Here is a 15,496-nt window from a genome sequence, read left to right as displayed (position 1 = left end):
GCCGGCCCCGGTGCCCGCGGTGCACGGGGCGGGGAGGAGTGGGGGAGAATCGCCCCATGACGAGTCCCTCGCCCTCAGCCTCCACACCCCGCCTCGCCCCGCACGAGCTGCTGGGACTGACCAGCCCCGCCTACGGCGGCGACTACAACCCCGAGCAGTGGGATGAGGCCACCTTCGCCGAGGACCTCGAGCTCATGGCCGAGGCCGGCGTCAACCTGGTCTCCTTAGGCATCTTCTCCTGGGCGCGCCTCGAGCCGCGCGAGGGCGTCTACGAGCTCGACTGGCTGGTGGAGATCGTCGACCGTCTCCACGAGGCCGGTATCGCCGTCGACCTGGCCACCGCCACCGCCTCCCCGCCCGCCTGGATGGCCACCGACCACCCCGAGTCCCTGCCGATGAACGCCGACGGCGTGCGCCTGGGCCTGGGCTCGCGCCAGCAGTACTGCCTCAGCTCCACCGTCTACCGGGAGCGCTCCGCCGCCCTGGCCGCGGCGCTGGCCGACCGCCTGGGCGACCACCCGGGCGTCGTCATGTGGCACATCGGCAACGAGTACGGCTGCCACACCGCCGAGTGCTTCTGCCCCGCCTGCGCCCAGGCCTTCCGGGCCTGGCTGGGTGAGCGCTACGGCGACGTCGAGCGCCTCAACGCCGCCTGGGCCACCGACTTCTGGTCCCAGCGCTATACGAGCCTGGAGCAGGTCACCCCGCCCGGTGCCATGCCCACCTTCCCCAACCCCGCCCAGATGCTGGACTGGAGGCGCTTCAGCGACCACCAGCTGCGCAGCCTCATGGAGGCCGAGGCCCGCATCCTGCGGGAGCGCTCAACGCGGCCGGTGACCACCAACTTCATGGGCGACTTCCCGGCCACCGACTACTGGCGCTGGGCCGAGTCCCTCGACATCGTCTCCGACGACTCCTACCCCGACCCCGCCGACCCGGCCGCCGCCCACGAGGTCGCCTGGGCCGGTGACCTCATGCGGGGCCTGGCCGGAGGGCACCCCTGGATCCTCATGGAGCAGGCGCCCAGCGCCGTCCAGTGGCGCAGGCGCAACTCGCCCAAGCGCCCCGGCCAGCTCCTCCTGTGGTCCCTGGCCCGCGTGGCCCACGGCGCCGACGGCATCCTGCAGTTCCAGTGGCGACAGTCCCGCCAGGGCGCCGAGACCTTCCACTCCGGCATGGTCCCCCACGCCGGGCGCGACAGCCGCACCTGGGAGGAGACGGTGAGCACCGGGCAGGCGCTCACACGCCTCGGGCCGGTCCTGGGGGAACCGGTGTCGGCCGAGGCGGCCCTCGTCCTGGACTGGGAGAGCCAGTGGGCCCTGAGCACCGCCATCGGCCCGGTCGAGGTCGGCGAGCGCTTCGAGGCGGCCCGTGCCTGGCACCGCAGCCTGTGGGAGGCCGGGATCGCCACCGACATCGTCCCGGTGGGCCGGAGACTGGAGGGCTATCGCCTCATCATCGTTCCCGCCGTGTTCATCGACCGTCCCGAGCTCGCCGAGCACCTGGAGCAAGCGGTCGCCGCGGGCGTCCAGGTCGTGGTGACCGGCCCCACCGGGGTCGTCGACGCCAACGCCGGCGCTGTCCTAGGCGGCTACCTGGGCTCCCTGCGGCCGCTGCTGGGGGTGCGGGTCACCGATCACGCCGCCCTGACCGGCCCGGTCGGGCAGGCCGATCCCCGGAGCGCGCTCGTCAACCGCCTCAGCCGCGCCGTCGGGACACCCGCTGCAGAGACATGGACGGGACTGGAGGCCGTCAGCGAGCCCCTGCGCCGCGTCCTGGACCGGATGGGGACGCCCACCCCCGATCTGCGTTCCGGCGGCTGGGCCGAGGAGCTCCGTATCGACGAGGCGCCTGAGGAGGCGGCCGAGAATGCTCAGACCGGTCAGGGCCGCCAGGCGGTCGAGGTCGTCGCGGTCTTCGACGGCCGCGGCGGGGGAGCGGACCTGGCCAGGCGGCCCGCCATCACCCGGCGGGTGGCTGAGGGCGCAGGAGCGGGCTGGTACGTGGCCGCCGACCTCGACGCCCTCAGCCGGGCCGCCCTGCTGACACTGGTGTGCGCACACGCCCGGCTGCGCCCCGTGGTCACCGACCTGCCCGACGGCGTCGAGGCCCAGCGGCGCGGCAGCGTCCTCTTCCTGCTCAACCACTCCGACCGGGCCGCTGAGGTGACCGGAGTCGTGGGCACCGACCTGCTGACCGGTGGGTCCTGCACGGGCCACGTGATCCTGGCTCCACGCTCGGCGCTCGTGGTGCGTTAGAGCTTCCCCGACGCTGTTTCATGGGGAGGCCTTTCCATTCCTCGCAAGCCGAAGGAACGCCACACTCATGACGTCGGCGCCGTTCAGGTTCGACGTGTCCTCACCTCCGAAAGAGCGTCCCATGCCTGCTTCCTCCTCACCGTCGTCATCGCCTTTGCCTCTTGCAGGCTCTCAGGTCACTGGCTCGGAAGAAGAGGTGAGAGCCGCCCCTGACATGTCTGCGCGGCTCGCACCGGGAACAGCCGTCACCACGTCTCCTGAGCCCCGGCGTTCCCGGGCACTCTGGGCGGGTATCGTCATGGTGGCCCTGGCCTGTGCGCTTCTGGGGGTGGGCTCGTACGCCTTCCTCGCCTCGATCCGTGTATTCGACGTGATCTTCCAAGGGGCCGGGCTGATCAGCTGGCCGTCCGTCGCGGTGGTGGTGACCGGTGCCTCCCTGGCTTTCGTTGCTGTCGTCATCTCCATCGTCGCAATGGTCAGGACCCGCCCCAGGACCATGGCGGCTGTCCTGGTCCTAGCGTCACTGGTTCTCCCCGCCGCCGCGATGACGGCCGGCGGTCACTACGGCACCTCGGCGCTGAAGGACCACACGATGGATCAGGCTCTGAAGTACGCGGGGAGGGTGGAGCCCGAGCAGGTCGACACGGTGCTTGGCAAGGTCGAGGCCCTGGGCGTCCCGATTCCCTGGCGTGATGAGATCATCAAGACCGTTCGCTCAGCCAAGGACATCGTGTCATAACGATGCTGCCGTGCGAGGGGCGGTGGTCGTGAGGTTCTCGGAGGGCCTTGGGGTCCTCGTGCCCACGGCGTCGAGGCCCAGCGGCGTGGGGACGTTCTCTTCCTGCTCAACCACTCCGACCGGGCCGCTGAGGTGGCCGGAGTCGTGGTGCACCGCCCGCCGGGCGCTCAGACCTCCTTTTCGAGCACAACCCTGACGTGAGGCAGTAAGGGGATCGAAAGCGCCTGGTGGTGAGCTTTCAGCGGTGGTGCGGCGTCACGGGGTTGACTACAAGGTAGCTGCTCAACAGGACATCACACGAAGGTGGCGGCGTCTACACTGTCGCTATGACGATCCCCAACGGCATCCCTGAAGACTCGTCGCAGTACTACATGAACCAGCCGCCGACAACGCATCCCTATGCGTACACCGAAGGGGCGGTGTCATCCGCGCAGCCGGTCGGACGTCAGACGCTCCGCTCTCGCATGAACATGACACCGGAGATCTCCCACAGCATCATGAAGGATGCCATCATGATGATTCTGGGAGCGCTTGCCGGCATGGGAATTTTCTATGCTGTGACCAGGTCCTTTGATGAACTATCCGGCTATGCGATCTTCTTCGGCATGGGTGCTGGATTCCCCTTCGGATGGCGCGCACTGTCGTTCATGGATCCCATCATTAATTCACTGAGATTCTCTTTCAAGTCCAAGGGAAGGGTTGACATTCCGCTTATATTTTATTTGATGCTACTCTTTCCTTACTTTCTGTACATTGTGAAATTCGGTTTGGCTGTGATGGTTGGTATTCCTGCGCTGGTCTTCTCGGTTGCCAGGCATTTGTGGCACGTATTCTTGGATTAGTCGACAGGTGCGGCTGTGCCTGCGTGAAGGTCGCCGGCACGTCAAACGCGGCAGTACATTGTTGAGACGATGAAGCCCGTACTGATTGACGAGGGGCGCCGATACTGGGTGACTCTCGGAGCGTCATCGTTCGGTTGAGGTAACGATATGAGAGAGATTCCTGAAGCCGCTGAGGCTCGCGATCCAGAGACCTCTGCAGACAGGCTGGAGCAGCTGGCGGACCTGTATCCCGAGCTGTACGCCCTCATCGTCATGAACCCCTCGTGCCCCCCAGAGCTGCGCCAGTGGATCATCGAGGAGCGAGGATCCAAGGAGGCGGCGGAGGCATGGAGTCGCCACCAGGCCCGGCAGGCGGCCACCCAGACGATTCCGGTGCAGGCGCACCAGACCCAGCAGATGCCGCCGGTGCCGATGCAGGCCCCGCCTCAGGGAATGCAGCAAGCACCCGTGCGAGCAAATTCCCGCGCCAACTCGTCATGCGGGGCGATGGCGCTGGGTTGCCTCGTCATCTCAGTGGTCGTCATGGCGCTGATGTACGGCTGCATCCACGCCGTCGATAAGCTCGGCTCCTCGCATTCCGGGTCGGAGGCTAGTGCGACACCGGACAAGGCGAGCCCGGCGCCGGCGGGTTCGATCACCACGGATCTCTTTCAAACCCCCTCGAAGAACATCGTGTGCGAGGTTGTGGATGGTCAGCTAAACTGCTTCATCAATGAACGCTTCTATGCTGACAACGGCCAGCAGGACTGTGATGAAACCCTGTTCGCCCTGAGTGTCGGCAAGGCGGACGCTGCGTTGGCGTGCGGACTCATCTTGGATGGACATGAGGGTGAGAACATGCAAACCCTGGAGTATGGGACAACGAGCGAGAGCTCGGACGGGAACTACGCCTGCTCATCCAGTGAGGACGGAGTGAAGTGCTGGAATCAATGGACAGGAAAAGGATTCACCTTGAACAGGAACTCTTATGAGCTCTTCTGACGGCGAGGATCGGAATGCTGCTGGTGCAGCGAGGGCCGGCTGTGCTTCTTTCGCTGTCGAGAGGAGTTGAGGATGAGTTTCCCCTCGTTGTCTGAGCCGCCCGCCGATTCCTCCCTGAGTATGCTCCAGGGAAGTTCACCCGCTGAGTTTGAGCTGTCCTCGTCTGAGCCCTCGGTGAAGACAGCTCGGCGCAGCAGGGCGATGTCGGCCAGTATTGTCTTGACCGTCATCGGATGCTGCCTACTCGGGTGGGGTGTCTACGCACTCCTCACATCGATCCGCGTGTTCGCCATCGTGTTCGATGGCGCGACACTCGTCAGCTGGAAGGCGGTCATCGCCGTGATTGCGGGGGCTCTGCTGGCATTCGTCGCCGTCGTCATGGCGATCATCGCAATCGTGAGATCCAGGCCGAAGACGGTTGCCGCGATCGTCCTCCTGTGCGGTGTGGTCCTGCCCGCGATCGCGGCAGGCTCTGCCGGCTATGCGGGAGTTGAGGCGCTACGGAGGAACACCTTCATCGAGGCTCGCCACTATGCCGGTGACGTGCGCCCCGAGAGTGTCGATGCAGTCCTTGCCAAGGTGGAGTCGATGGGGATTCCTCTGTCCTGGCGCCACGATCTTGTCGAGCTGCTGCGCCAGGGCAAGGAAGGAGCTTCCTGATCGTGTTCAAGACGGTGAGAAGGGTCGCGGGACCACGAACGTGATGGTGTGGATCTGCTCCGGCGGTGTCCAGCAGACGAGAGGATGATGAACGATCATGGCGCAGATTCCGAAGGTTCCTAGCGCGGGCTCCTGGACGAAGCAGCCCTCCGCAGGGGACGTCAGCAGCACGGGGGGTTCGCCCTCAGGGGCAGGCGGGATGCAGGAGGCATCCGGCAGCCTCCGATCGAGTGACGCCGATACGAGGAGTGGTGTCGGGTTCGGTTCGGGGACCGATGGTTCGATCTGGCGTTCCGAAAGCTCCTCGATCCACGTGACCAAGGCCCCCGAAGGGCTCCTCTACGTCGCCTTGACAGCGGCCGTTGTCGCGATCGCCCTGTCCGCACTATGTGAGTCCGTGGTTGTGGCGGGCATCGGCTGGGTGCTTGCGGTACTGGTGGGACTGGGGGCCGCTACGGTCTTTGTGGTTCAGAACGCCAAGCGCCAGACAAGCCCATGGTATCTCTATTCTTCGCGCCCCCAGCTCCTGTACCGACTGTCGGTGCTGCTATGCTTCCTGGCCATTGCGGCCACCTCTGTCAGAATCGCTTTGTTCGTGGGTAGGATGTGAGTGGCATATGAACCCGCGTCACAGTTGCTGTGAACTGATCCATCGAATGAGGCGGTTGGCCGTCAACGTCCTGGCAGTTCTGGGCGTCACGATCCTCCTGCTCGCAGGGGGCACTCTGTCTCCTGCTCCTCAGGCCCTCGCCGCACCCCAGAAGGATCAGACCCCTGGGCCTCTCAGTGCCTTCGGAGCCTGCCTCTCAGGTAAAGGCGAGGGGTCGTTGGTCCTCCTGATGGACCAGTCAGGCTCCCTGCGGCAGTCGGATCCGGAGAAGGCGAGAGTCAAGGCGAGCAAGTACCTTGCGCAGCGTCTTGCGGCCTTCGCCGACTCCTCCAAGGTCACGTTGAAGGTGAGGGTCGCGGGATTCGCCTCCGACTATCACGCACTGGGCGACTGGGTCACGATCAACTCAGGCTCCCTGGCTGAGGTCGACAAGCAGATCACCGCGGCCGGGGACAATCTCAAGGACTACGACACAGACTACTGGACCGCTCTGGAGGGAGCGCGTCAGGACCTGGCGGGACATGATCAGTCAGAGTGCCGGGCGGTGGCCTGGTTCTCGGACGGCGCCTACGACCTCGATGTGCGGGACTCTGAGCAGTCCCAGCAGGAGTTCGGCACCACCAAGCCCTATGCCCCTGGCTCCGCCTTGACTGACGAGTCGGGCGTGAAGACGGCCGAGTCCGCAGGAAAGCAGGACATGTGTCGGCCGACCGGACTCGCTGACCAGTTGCGTTCCTCCCATATCACGTTGCTGGGCATTGGATTGAGCAGCGGAGACTCCAACTTCGATTTCATGAAGAGAATCACGTTGGGTGGAGGGGCGAATGCCGCTAAAAACTCCGTTGAGTCGTGCGGCAATGTCTCCGATCCTCCGGGTGGATTCTATCCCGTGACGGATATCGACTCGCTGCTCATGGCGTTCGACTCGATCTCTGCTCCGGGGCGCTCGGTCTCCAGCAGCGCGACCAAGATCTGTCAGGGCGACGTGTGCTCCGACGGAGAGACCAGCTTCGTCCTGGACCGGTCGCTGCGCAGCGTACACATTCTGGCCTCCTCGGATACGCAAGGACTGGAGGCCGACCTCTACGCACCTGGTTCTCAGACGCCCATCGTGATGACACCGGACTCCAATGGGCCGCAGAACAAGCAAGGCGTCTCGTACGAGTGGATGACAGGGCGGACACTACGAATCGACCTCGACTCCGCCAACGCCGCCGCATGGACAGGGCAGTGGCGCCTGGTCTTCGTCGACAGGCGGGCAGCGTCGGCAGGGCATGAGGTTCATGTCAATCTCCACCTCAGCTCGCCGTTGTCGATGGCCTGGAAGAACCTGGGGCAGACGACCCTGCGCCAAGGGGAGACGGTGTCGAACGCTGACCTGAAGCTGGTTGACGGAGTGGGAGGCCCTGAGGTTCCTGCTTCCGATCTCACCGGTCCAGTCTCCCTGAACGTGTCGCTGAAGGATGCGAAGGGGAAGGAGCACGCCCTCTTCACGAGCACCGACCCGGCCTCACTGTCCACGCCACAACGGATCACGATTCCCAAGGACGCCGCTCTAGGCAGCGGCACGGTGACCACCAGCCTCACCGTGACAACAGGCGACGCCACCAGCGCCAGCGGCTCACCGGTCAAAGGCACCACGCTCTCGCCATCGCTGGCCTCGACGGCGGTGACTGTCTCGCCGCCGTCGAACTATCCGACCCTGGGCGACCAGATCGACTTCGGTCGCATGGATGGTCAGACCGAGGCCAGCGCCGACCTCAAGGTCACCGGCCCGGGCTGCGTCTGGATCGGGGACGGTCAGACCACGCTCACCGGCTCTCCGAAGGAAGCCGGAACCGTCACGCTCTCGGCCCAGGCGTCGTCGAAGGACACGTGCGTCAAGGTCGAGGAGGGGAAGACGGGAACCGTACCGGTCAAGCTGGCGACTCAGGAGCACGCCAACGGCGCGGTGACAGGAACCGTGACCGTCACGGTGGCTCCGCTGAACAACCAGGGAGAGCCCCAAAGCGTCGCCGTCCCCTTCAAAGCCGATATGCGCCGCCCGCTCAACGTCGGCACCGCATGGACGGCATTCATCATCGCGCTGCTGTGCGGAGTGCTGATCCCGATCGGAGTCCTCTACCTCCTCAAGTACCTGTCGGCGGTGATCCCCTCAGGGTCACTGGTCGTGGGTACGACCGTCGTGGACATTCCCAGTGACGGAACCTCTCCCAGGATCGAGCTGCCCTCCCAACGGATGAGGATGTACTCCCTTCGGGGCCGTACGCGCACCTTTGAGATGGACGGCTATCGCCTGCGCGCCATCATGGGACTGTCTCCTACCGCAGTCCCCCGGGTTGAGCTTGTCGAGCCGGATGCTCCATCGGTCTCCGGGGCGACCCCTGGATCACGCGGGGGGCGGGCGGTCGTGCCCCTGGGGGTCCGGGGTCAGTGGATCGCGGTTGCCGACCAGCCGTCGCAGGCGGACGATGCGCGGCGGGTGACCCTGATCGTGCTGGCAGCCTCACTGGACGACGCCGTCCTCGCCAAGGTTGTGGACGATGCCCGCGCCCATCTTGCGTCTCGTGTCGACTCGATTCTTCCCACCAAGCCGGCCGGGGCATCGACCTCAGCAGCCGAGGAGCGGACCGGGGCCCTGCCCACGGTGGGGACGTCGGTGCCGGACGCCGGGGGCGGCTTCGGCTCCCTCGGCCCCGTCGACGACAGTCCTTTCGCCGGCTTCCCGATCAGCCCGGGCGCGCCGTCTCAGGGGGCATCCAGCTCTGAGGTGCAGGAGGCTACGAAGCGTCCCCCGTCCAACTCCGACCCCCAGGACCCTCCGGCCGCCCTCCCCACGTTATAGCGTCCTGTCTCAGTGGGACGCGCCTGCGCAGAGAGCGCACCGGAATCATGGTGGTTATCAGTCCGTGACCTGCGGTGATACAGCCACTCATATAATGCCGAAGGCCGGCAGAAAGGAACGATCGAACCATGCACAAGGTCCTCGTCGTCGGATGCGGTGGGTCGGGCGCCAGAACGCTGTCCTACATGCTGGACCAGCTGCACGCGGACCTGGCCGTCCACGGTATCGATGAGGTACCGGGCTGCTGGCAGTTCCTCAACGTTGACACCCCCCTTCAGGAGGAGCAGGGCGAGGCCGTGGCCTCGGTGAGCCGCCAAGGAGGCTCCTATGTGGCCTGCGGCGTCGCCAACGGTGAGTACCGCGTCGTCGACGAGGCTCTGACCCAGTCGGTTCAACGCAACGGCAGTCAGGGGCTGCGACAGCTGGCCACCTGGATGCCCCGCCGACCCAAGGACGTCGCCTTCCCCGTGACAGTGGGTGCCGGACAGTTCCGGGGGATCGGTCGTCTACTCGTTCTGACGAGGCTGCGTGACATCTCACAGGCCGTGCAGTCGGCTCTCGCGCGCATGGTGAGCCCCAAGGCTCAGGAGCAGGCGGCCCTGGTGTCGCAGGTGGTGCCTGGAGCCGGCTCCGCCCCCGACACCACCGCTCCGCCCCTGGTGCTCGTCGTCTCCTCGATGGCTGGAGGGTCTGGGGCGTCCATGACCCTGGATGTGTGTCGCCTCATCGCCGGAGTCAACTCGACGCCGGCGATCGACCCCCAGCTCATCTCGGTGTTCCTCTACACCGCCGAGGCCTTCGCCTCGGTGCCGGCGCACATGCGCTCGGGCATGCCGGGCAACACCCTGGCCATGCTGGGGGAGATCGTGGCCGCCCAGGCGGGGGCCGACGGCGCCGCGGCCGCGCTCGACCAGCGGCTCTACGAGACGCTCGGGCTGACGAATCGGGCGGGACGGGCCTTCAAGCGAGTCACCCCGATCGGTCTGCGCGCCGGGGGCTCCGGCGCGGTCTTCGGGGACGGCACCACCGAGGGCGTCTTCCGGGGGATGGGGCGCGGCCTGGCCCGCTACATCTCGTCGTCGGCCTTCGACGACTATGTCTCCTACGACATCGCCAACCAGGTCTCCATTCCGGGTCGGGACATGACCAGCTGGGGAGTGGACCCCACGGATACGGCGTGGGGTTCCTTCGGCTACGCGTCGCTGAGCACCGGGCGGGACCGGTACGCCGAGTACGCCGCCCAACGCATTGCTCGGCGTTCCGTCGACCACAGCCTGGACGGATTCCGTTTGGTGGGCGACACCACCGGTGACACCCAGCGACTCGCCGACCTGTGGGCGCATCGTCAGGACAGCGAGCTGCACAGCCTGGGGCTTCCCACCTCCTCCGGCTCCCCGGTCCTGGCGGGAAGCTCGGCGGTGGACCAGGCCACGATCGACTGGTTCCTGAGCGATGCGGTCTCCTCGACCGTCAACAAGTCCGTCCTGGGGGGCCACGCCAAGGACGCGGTCAAGGCCGTGCTGGCTCAACGGCCCCAGGCCGAGGGAATGCCGGTGACCGAATGGGCCGACGGGATGAACCGGTGGCTGACCACCTCCAAGGAGTCGGCCTTCGTCTCCGAGCTCGAGCGCGCCAGCCTCAACTACGCGCTCAAACGAGTCGAGGAGATGGCTGACCGCCTCGTGGCCACCACCCGGCAGGCGATCGCCGACCTCGGACTTCCCTACGCCCTGTATCTGCTGGGGCGGCTGCGCCAGCCCGGGGGCGTCCTGGACACGCTCATTCCCCGGGTCGCGGCGATGGAGCATCTGGCGCCCCAGCACCCCCTGTCCTTCCCCGACTCCCTCCTGAACCAGCTGCGCGGCATGGGCAAGGCCGTTCTCGGTGGAGCAGGGCTCGGGGAAGTGACCGGCAAGCTCGAGTCCGAGCTGCAGCAGTCGGCGTTCCACTGGCTCAGCGCGCGAACCGCCGCGCACCTCGCCACGGCGATGCGCGACATGATGACCTCAGCTGTCAAGCCCCTGGAAGATGTCCTGGACGACGCCCGCAAGGTCCTCGTGGACGCGCGGGCGATCCGCGCCAGCCAGCAGGGCATCGCCGACGTCACCACGGACGTCTACAGCGCATGGCCCCAGGAGCCTCAACCCGGCCAGGCCGACGGCAGCATCGTGCCGCAGCGGTTCGCCACCGCCCACAACGAGGTCGTCCTCATGCCGGTGGAACAGTATCCCGGACGGTTCGAGGAGCACATCGTCGACGCCGTCGGCGGTGAACGCGACTTCCACCAGGCCTACTCCCGTACTGTCCAGGAAGTCATCTCCGGGACCTGGGAGCAGGGGGCGGGGGACAAGCCTCCGGAGGATCTGCTCACCGTGACCACCGCATGGGTCCCCGCCGGCCTCCAGGGCGCCACCGGAAGCGCCCTTCCCACCCCCGCCCGCTACGAGCTGCGTCTGCGCCCCTCGGAGGTCCTGGGCCGCGCCCGAGCGTTCGTCGCACGGCGCGGTGAGGCCTTCGAGGTCTTCTGCAGCCAGTCCCTGCGCAGCTTCCTCACCGACGAGACGGTGGGGGAGCATGAGCGGTCCCAGCGCTCGCAGGCCGTTCTCACCGGCCTGAAACGGACACTGGAGATGGCACGGCCCCTGGTGGAGATCAGCACCGAGACCTACCGCTCTCTTCACAACGGTGATACGCCCGCGCTGGCATACACCTTCTCCCCCATCCCTCTGCGCAATCAGAGCGTCGCCCAGGACTTCCTCGACTACCTCGATCAGGAGTCGACCATCGATCGTGAGCTGGTGCACGACCGAGTCGACAAGGCCCTGGGGGACGAGGACGTCGCCCGCATTGACGTCTTCGGCTCCTACCCCCGCACCCTTCCCGTGGCGTACTCCGGCCTGCTGCGCTCCGTGCGCGAGTCCTGGGACCGGGCCCACAGCTCGGCGGGAGCCAGGGACGCGTTCTGGCGGTTCAGGCGAGCACGTCCCCTCAGCGGAGGACTGCCTTTCGGTGACGCAGAACGCCTCACCATGGTGCGTGGCTGGTGGACGGCCACCCTGGCCGGCGGGATCGAACGGGCGCCGTGGGGCGGCCACTCCGACACCCAGCCGGTGCGTGTCTGGGACACCGAGGAGCAGGAGTGGGTAGCCTTCCCCGCTCCCATGCTCACTCCGCCGTCACGAATGATCACCGCCAACGCCTGGCTGCCCGCGGTGCTGGAGTCATCCCTTCTGGCGTACCTGCGCGTGGGCGAGGACGGTCTGCAGGCCTTCAGGCCCTGGCGGGTGCTGCGCCGGTGGGCCGACGCCTCCGTCAACGAGCCGCAGATCGCCTTCGGGGTGACGACCCCGGTGGACGAGACCGTATCAACGCTCCTGGGACGGGGACAGGTCGACGGTCTCACTCCGGCCGCCGGAATCGATCAGCTCACGGATCCCGAGCTTCGACGTGAGAAGCTCTTGAGCTACTGCGACGTGATCCTCGGCGACCTGGAGCAGAACTACCTGCCTGGCCCTGGAAAGGCCGATGAACCCGGGCACTTCACCAACTACCGCAGACGTTCCCTGGTGGAGACGACGCCTTTGACCATCGATCTCGCCCAGGACATGCACGACGAGCTCAGTCGCGTTCGTGGCGTTGTCGCCTCAGCTCCGCCCGCCTCGGACCTGGGCGCCTCGCCGACATCATTCGGATCCGGAATCGAGTACTGACATGGAATCATCAGGGCCTGCCGAGTCCCGGTCTGTATCGGTCTTCGTTGCTCCGCCGAGCCAACGGCCTGTTCTGTCCGCGCTGGTCGATCTGTCCGCCGCCGGGCTGCTCGCTCCCTTCGCCTGGATCGAGAGCGACGGCGAGCCGGACAAGGCTGCGGACCGCTACGACCCCGTCGCCGTGCGGGCAGATCACGGGCAGGTGACAGTGAGCACCTTCTCCCGGATCGTCAACCGTCATGACCTGGAAACGGTCCGGCTGCTCGTCGTCGTTCCTGTGGGGCATCCCGCTCAGGACGCCCTGCCCGCCAGCGCGGAGCAGTTCTATCAGCTCCTGGGGGTGCCGCAGCACGCGCGCCGGGAGAGCCTGCGGGTCATGGTTCCCTACTCCGCGCAGCCGCTGGCTGCCGAGCTGGGGCGCATCGGTTGGCGCAAGATCATGCTCTCCCCGGAGTCCACCTCCGATCCGGCCTACAGCGCCATCCCGTGGTGGACCAGGCCGGAGACGATACCGGGAGCAGCAGCGGTCGGTCTGGCGGTGCAGGCCGGTCTGTGCGGGGCCGTCAATGCAGCGCCGCATGACGGACAGCGTGAAGACGTCTCCTACGACATCAACGTCGTGCGCAGCTTCGTCCGTATCGTTGACGCCCACAGCGTGGAGGACCAGCTGCGCCGTCAGGTCACTGAGGTCGGAGAGAGCTTCCCGCAACCCACCCGCGCCGATACCGGTGTCCGGGTCCCGGCATACGCGGATCCCGAGGCCAGGGTCGCCGCTGTGGCACAGGCCTGGCAGGAGCGCCACATCCACTCGTTGAGGCGTCCTCAGGTGCCGATGCCCGAACGCGCCGGTGCGCGCCGCATGGGGGCCCTCGAGGCGCTCAAGCTCTTCTTCTCCTTCCTGGTCAAGGCGCTCATCGGAGCTCCCGGCGAATGGCTCCGCAGTCGTGTGCGGGCCGCCAAGGCCTCGATAGCCTCCGCAGTGGCGTCGGCGGTCTTCGGCGAAGGATCCGCGGTGCAGGTCGTCGTCGGAGGCGTGGACTCCAACGGGCGGACCGTTGGCTGGAACGAGCTGACTGATGCCGCCAGGCGCGCCAGCGACACGTTGCCCGCGGACTTCCCGCGGTCGGGTCAACCCGTCCAACGGGATTTCGGGGCCCTGTGGCAGGACCTGGTCTCAGGAACGATCGCCCTGCTGGACGGCTCGGCCCACTCGGCGCTGGGCATCCAGGCCTACGAGGGGTACCTGCCACGGCGTGACGCCATCGCTGCGCCTCCCGGCCCGAGGAGTCGCATCGAGCTCACCGAGCCACTGGGCGACCTGCCGGCCGGCACCGTGCTCCACTCCTGGGACCAGCTCGAGGTCGACCGCGTCCGCACCTATCTGCAGCAGCTCTCTCAGTCCCAGCACTCCCAGGCCCCGGAGGCGGCACGCCGGCTCGCGGAGATAGACCGGTGGCGAGCCGACAACAGCCGTCGCCTCCTCCCGCGCCTGGGTGCCGTTCTCTCCAGCTGCTTCACCTCCACCAGGAACGACGTCGCCGCCCTGTCCCACGAGCTCCAGTCGCTTCTCGGGCAGGAGCCCGGCGGGGAGCTGGAGCAGCGTCAGCGCAGGCTGGCCAGAATTCTGCGTCTGTTCCTGCTGGTCCTCGCGATCGTCCTGGTGGTCCTGGTGGTGAGCAAGGCCATGGGCCGCATTGGCTGGCTGTACTTCGCGCTCCTTGCGGTCGTAACGATCATCGGGTGGCTGGCCGTATCGATATCAACCTTCGTGTCGCAGCAGCGCGAGGTCTTCCGAATCCTGTTCAGGATCGAGGAACGCGACCAGCGCATCCCCCTGCTCACCGCGAACCTCCGTCTGGCGGTGGAGGACCTCGCCGCACAGGGGGCCGCGTACTCACAGTTCAGGCGCTGGGCGACGATCGTCTCCGCCTTCTTGGACGACCCGCTCGGGGCACGTGACACAGGACCTAACCGAACCTCGCAGAAGGTTGCGCTCCCTGATGCCATCCAGCGGGTCGAGGCAGAAGCCTCGCCTGAGCACCTCGCCGATGCCGCCGCCTCCTTGCGCACCAGCGTCTTCACCGTCGGGTGGCTCACCCAGGCCTGGGAGACGATGCGGGCCGGCATCGGCGCGGACCTGGACCCTGAGCAGCGCAACCGTCTTGCGACCCGGCAGCTGGTGCTGACGGCGGAGTCCGGTGAGGCGGGAAGCGCCTTGAGCAACTGGGCGCAGGGTCTGCAGACCAAGGGGGTGCGCTCGGGCCAGGCGGGTCTTATCTGGCAGAAGTGCCTGGCGATCCTCTCGGGGGACCAGGGCCCCGACCCCAGGCTCACGGTGGTGACTCCCTCGGGGGAGCGGCGTCAGGTCTCCGCCTACTGCCACGATCTGACGACCGGGGGCTCACGATCAGTGGTGCTCGATATTCTCGGGCCGGTGGCCCGTTCAGGACCGCAGTCCCTGACAGTGCCCGACCAGTCCTGGCTCAGCCAGTGGAATGACGGGCTGTCTCCCACGATGGTGCTGGTCGAAACCACGAACCCGATTGCGCCGGCTGACTTCATCTACCCGGATCATGACCAGAGCCCGAGTGGCCCGCTCGCTGGGATGGACTACTTCAACGTCGGACGGGACCAGACGGCGCCTCCGGCCGGCGCCGGTTCCTCCTCCAACGGGGCTCCGGGCGATACGCCCACAGGGCCGGAATCCTTGTCCGGTCCTCTCGAGTACTAGTGGGCAACGGGCCGCGCCCGAGCACATCGACCGTGGCGGCGTCACTGAGCCCGTTGTCCCCCCTCACATACCGATCCTGAGGACACTCAATTATGGCTATCACTTTTCGTGAATTCACGC

The 15,496-nt window shown here is 66.8% G+C and carries 9 protein-coding genes; all 9 read left to right on the top strand.

Translation table 11 applies throughout. The features are described 5' to 3' along the window. The first annotated feature begins 56 nt into the window (after positions 1–56). Entirely contained in the window at positions 57–2,258 is a 2,202-nt protein-coding gene (locus HMPREF2883_RS11120) for a beta-galactosidase (RefSeq protein WP_070662372.1), read from the top strand. 196 nt (positions 2,259–2,454) lie between these two features. Next, positions 2,455–2,997 (top strand): hypothetical protein, encoded by a 543-nt coding sequence (locus HMPREF2883_RS11115; protein WP_256277455.1) that lies wholly within the window; start codon positions 2,455–2,457, stop codon positions 2,995–2,997. Positions 2,998–3,323: 326 nt separating this feature from the next. Continuing rightward, positions 3,324–3,839 carry a hypothetical protein gene (locus HMPREF2883_RS11110; protein WP_070662369.1) on the top strand — a complete coding sequence of 172 codons (516 nt, stop codon included), beginning with the start codon at positions 3,324–3,326 and terminating at the stop codon, positions 3,837–3,839. 147 nt (positions 3,840–3,986) lie between these two features. Further along, on the top strand, positions 3,987–4,820 hold the full coding sequence (locus HMPREF2883_RS11105; RefSeq protein WP_070662366.1) for a variant leucine-rich repeat-containing protein: 834 nt from the start codon (positions 3,987–3,989) through the stop codon (positions 4,818–4,820). Positions 4,821–4,892: 72 nt separating this feature from the next. Beyond that, positions 4,893–5,480 carry a hypothetical protein gene (locus HMPREF2883_RS11100; RefSeq protein ID WP_256277454.1) on the top strand — a complete coding sequence of 196 codons (588 nt, stop codon included), beginning with the start codon at positions 4,893–4,895 and terminating at the stop codon, positions 5,478–5,480. Positions 5,481–5,679: 199 nt separating this feature from the next. After that, positions 5,680–6,090, top strand: coding sequence for a hypothetical protein (locus HMPREF2883_RS11095; protein ID WP_141759109.1), 411 nt, complete (start codon positions 5,680–5,682; stop codon positions 6,088–6,090). Between the two features lie 229 nt (positions 6,091–6,319). Then, positions 6,320–8,935, top strand: a complete 2,616-nt coding sequence (locus HMPREF2883_RS11090; RefSeq protein WP_256277453.1) for a VWA domain-containing protein — start codon at positions 6,320–6,322, stop codon at positions 8,933–8,935. Positions 8,936–9,063: 128 nt separating this feature from the next. Then, entirely contained in the window at positions 9,064–12,645 is a 3,582-nt protein-coding gene (locus tag HMPREF2883_RS11085; RefSeq protein WP_070662358.1) for a tubulin-like doman-containing protein, read from the top strand. A 1-nt stretch (position 12,646) separates the two neighbouring features. Further along, positions 12,647–15,376, top strand: a complete 2,730-nt coding sequence (locus HMPREF2883_RS11080; protein WP_070662355.1) for a hypothetical protein — start codon at positions 12,647–12,649, stop codon at positions 15,374–15,376. Positions 15,377–15,496 lie beyond the last annotated feature (120 nt).

Source organism: Actinomyces sp. HMSC075C01, from assembly GCF_001812965.1.
Taxonomy (GTDB): Bacteria; Actinomycetota; Actinomycetes; order Actinomycetales; family Actinomycetaceae; genus Actinomyces; species Actinomyces acetigenes.
This window is presented reverse-complemented; position numbering and strand designations above follow the sequence as displayed.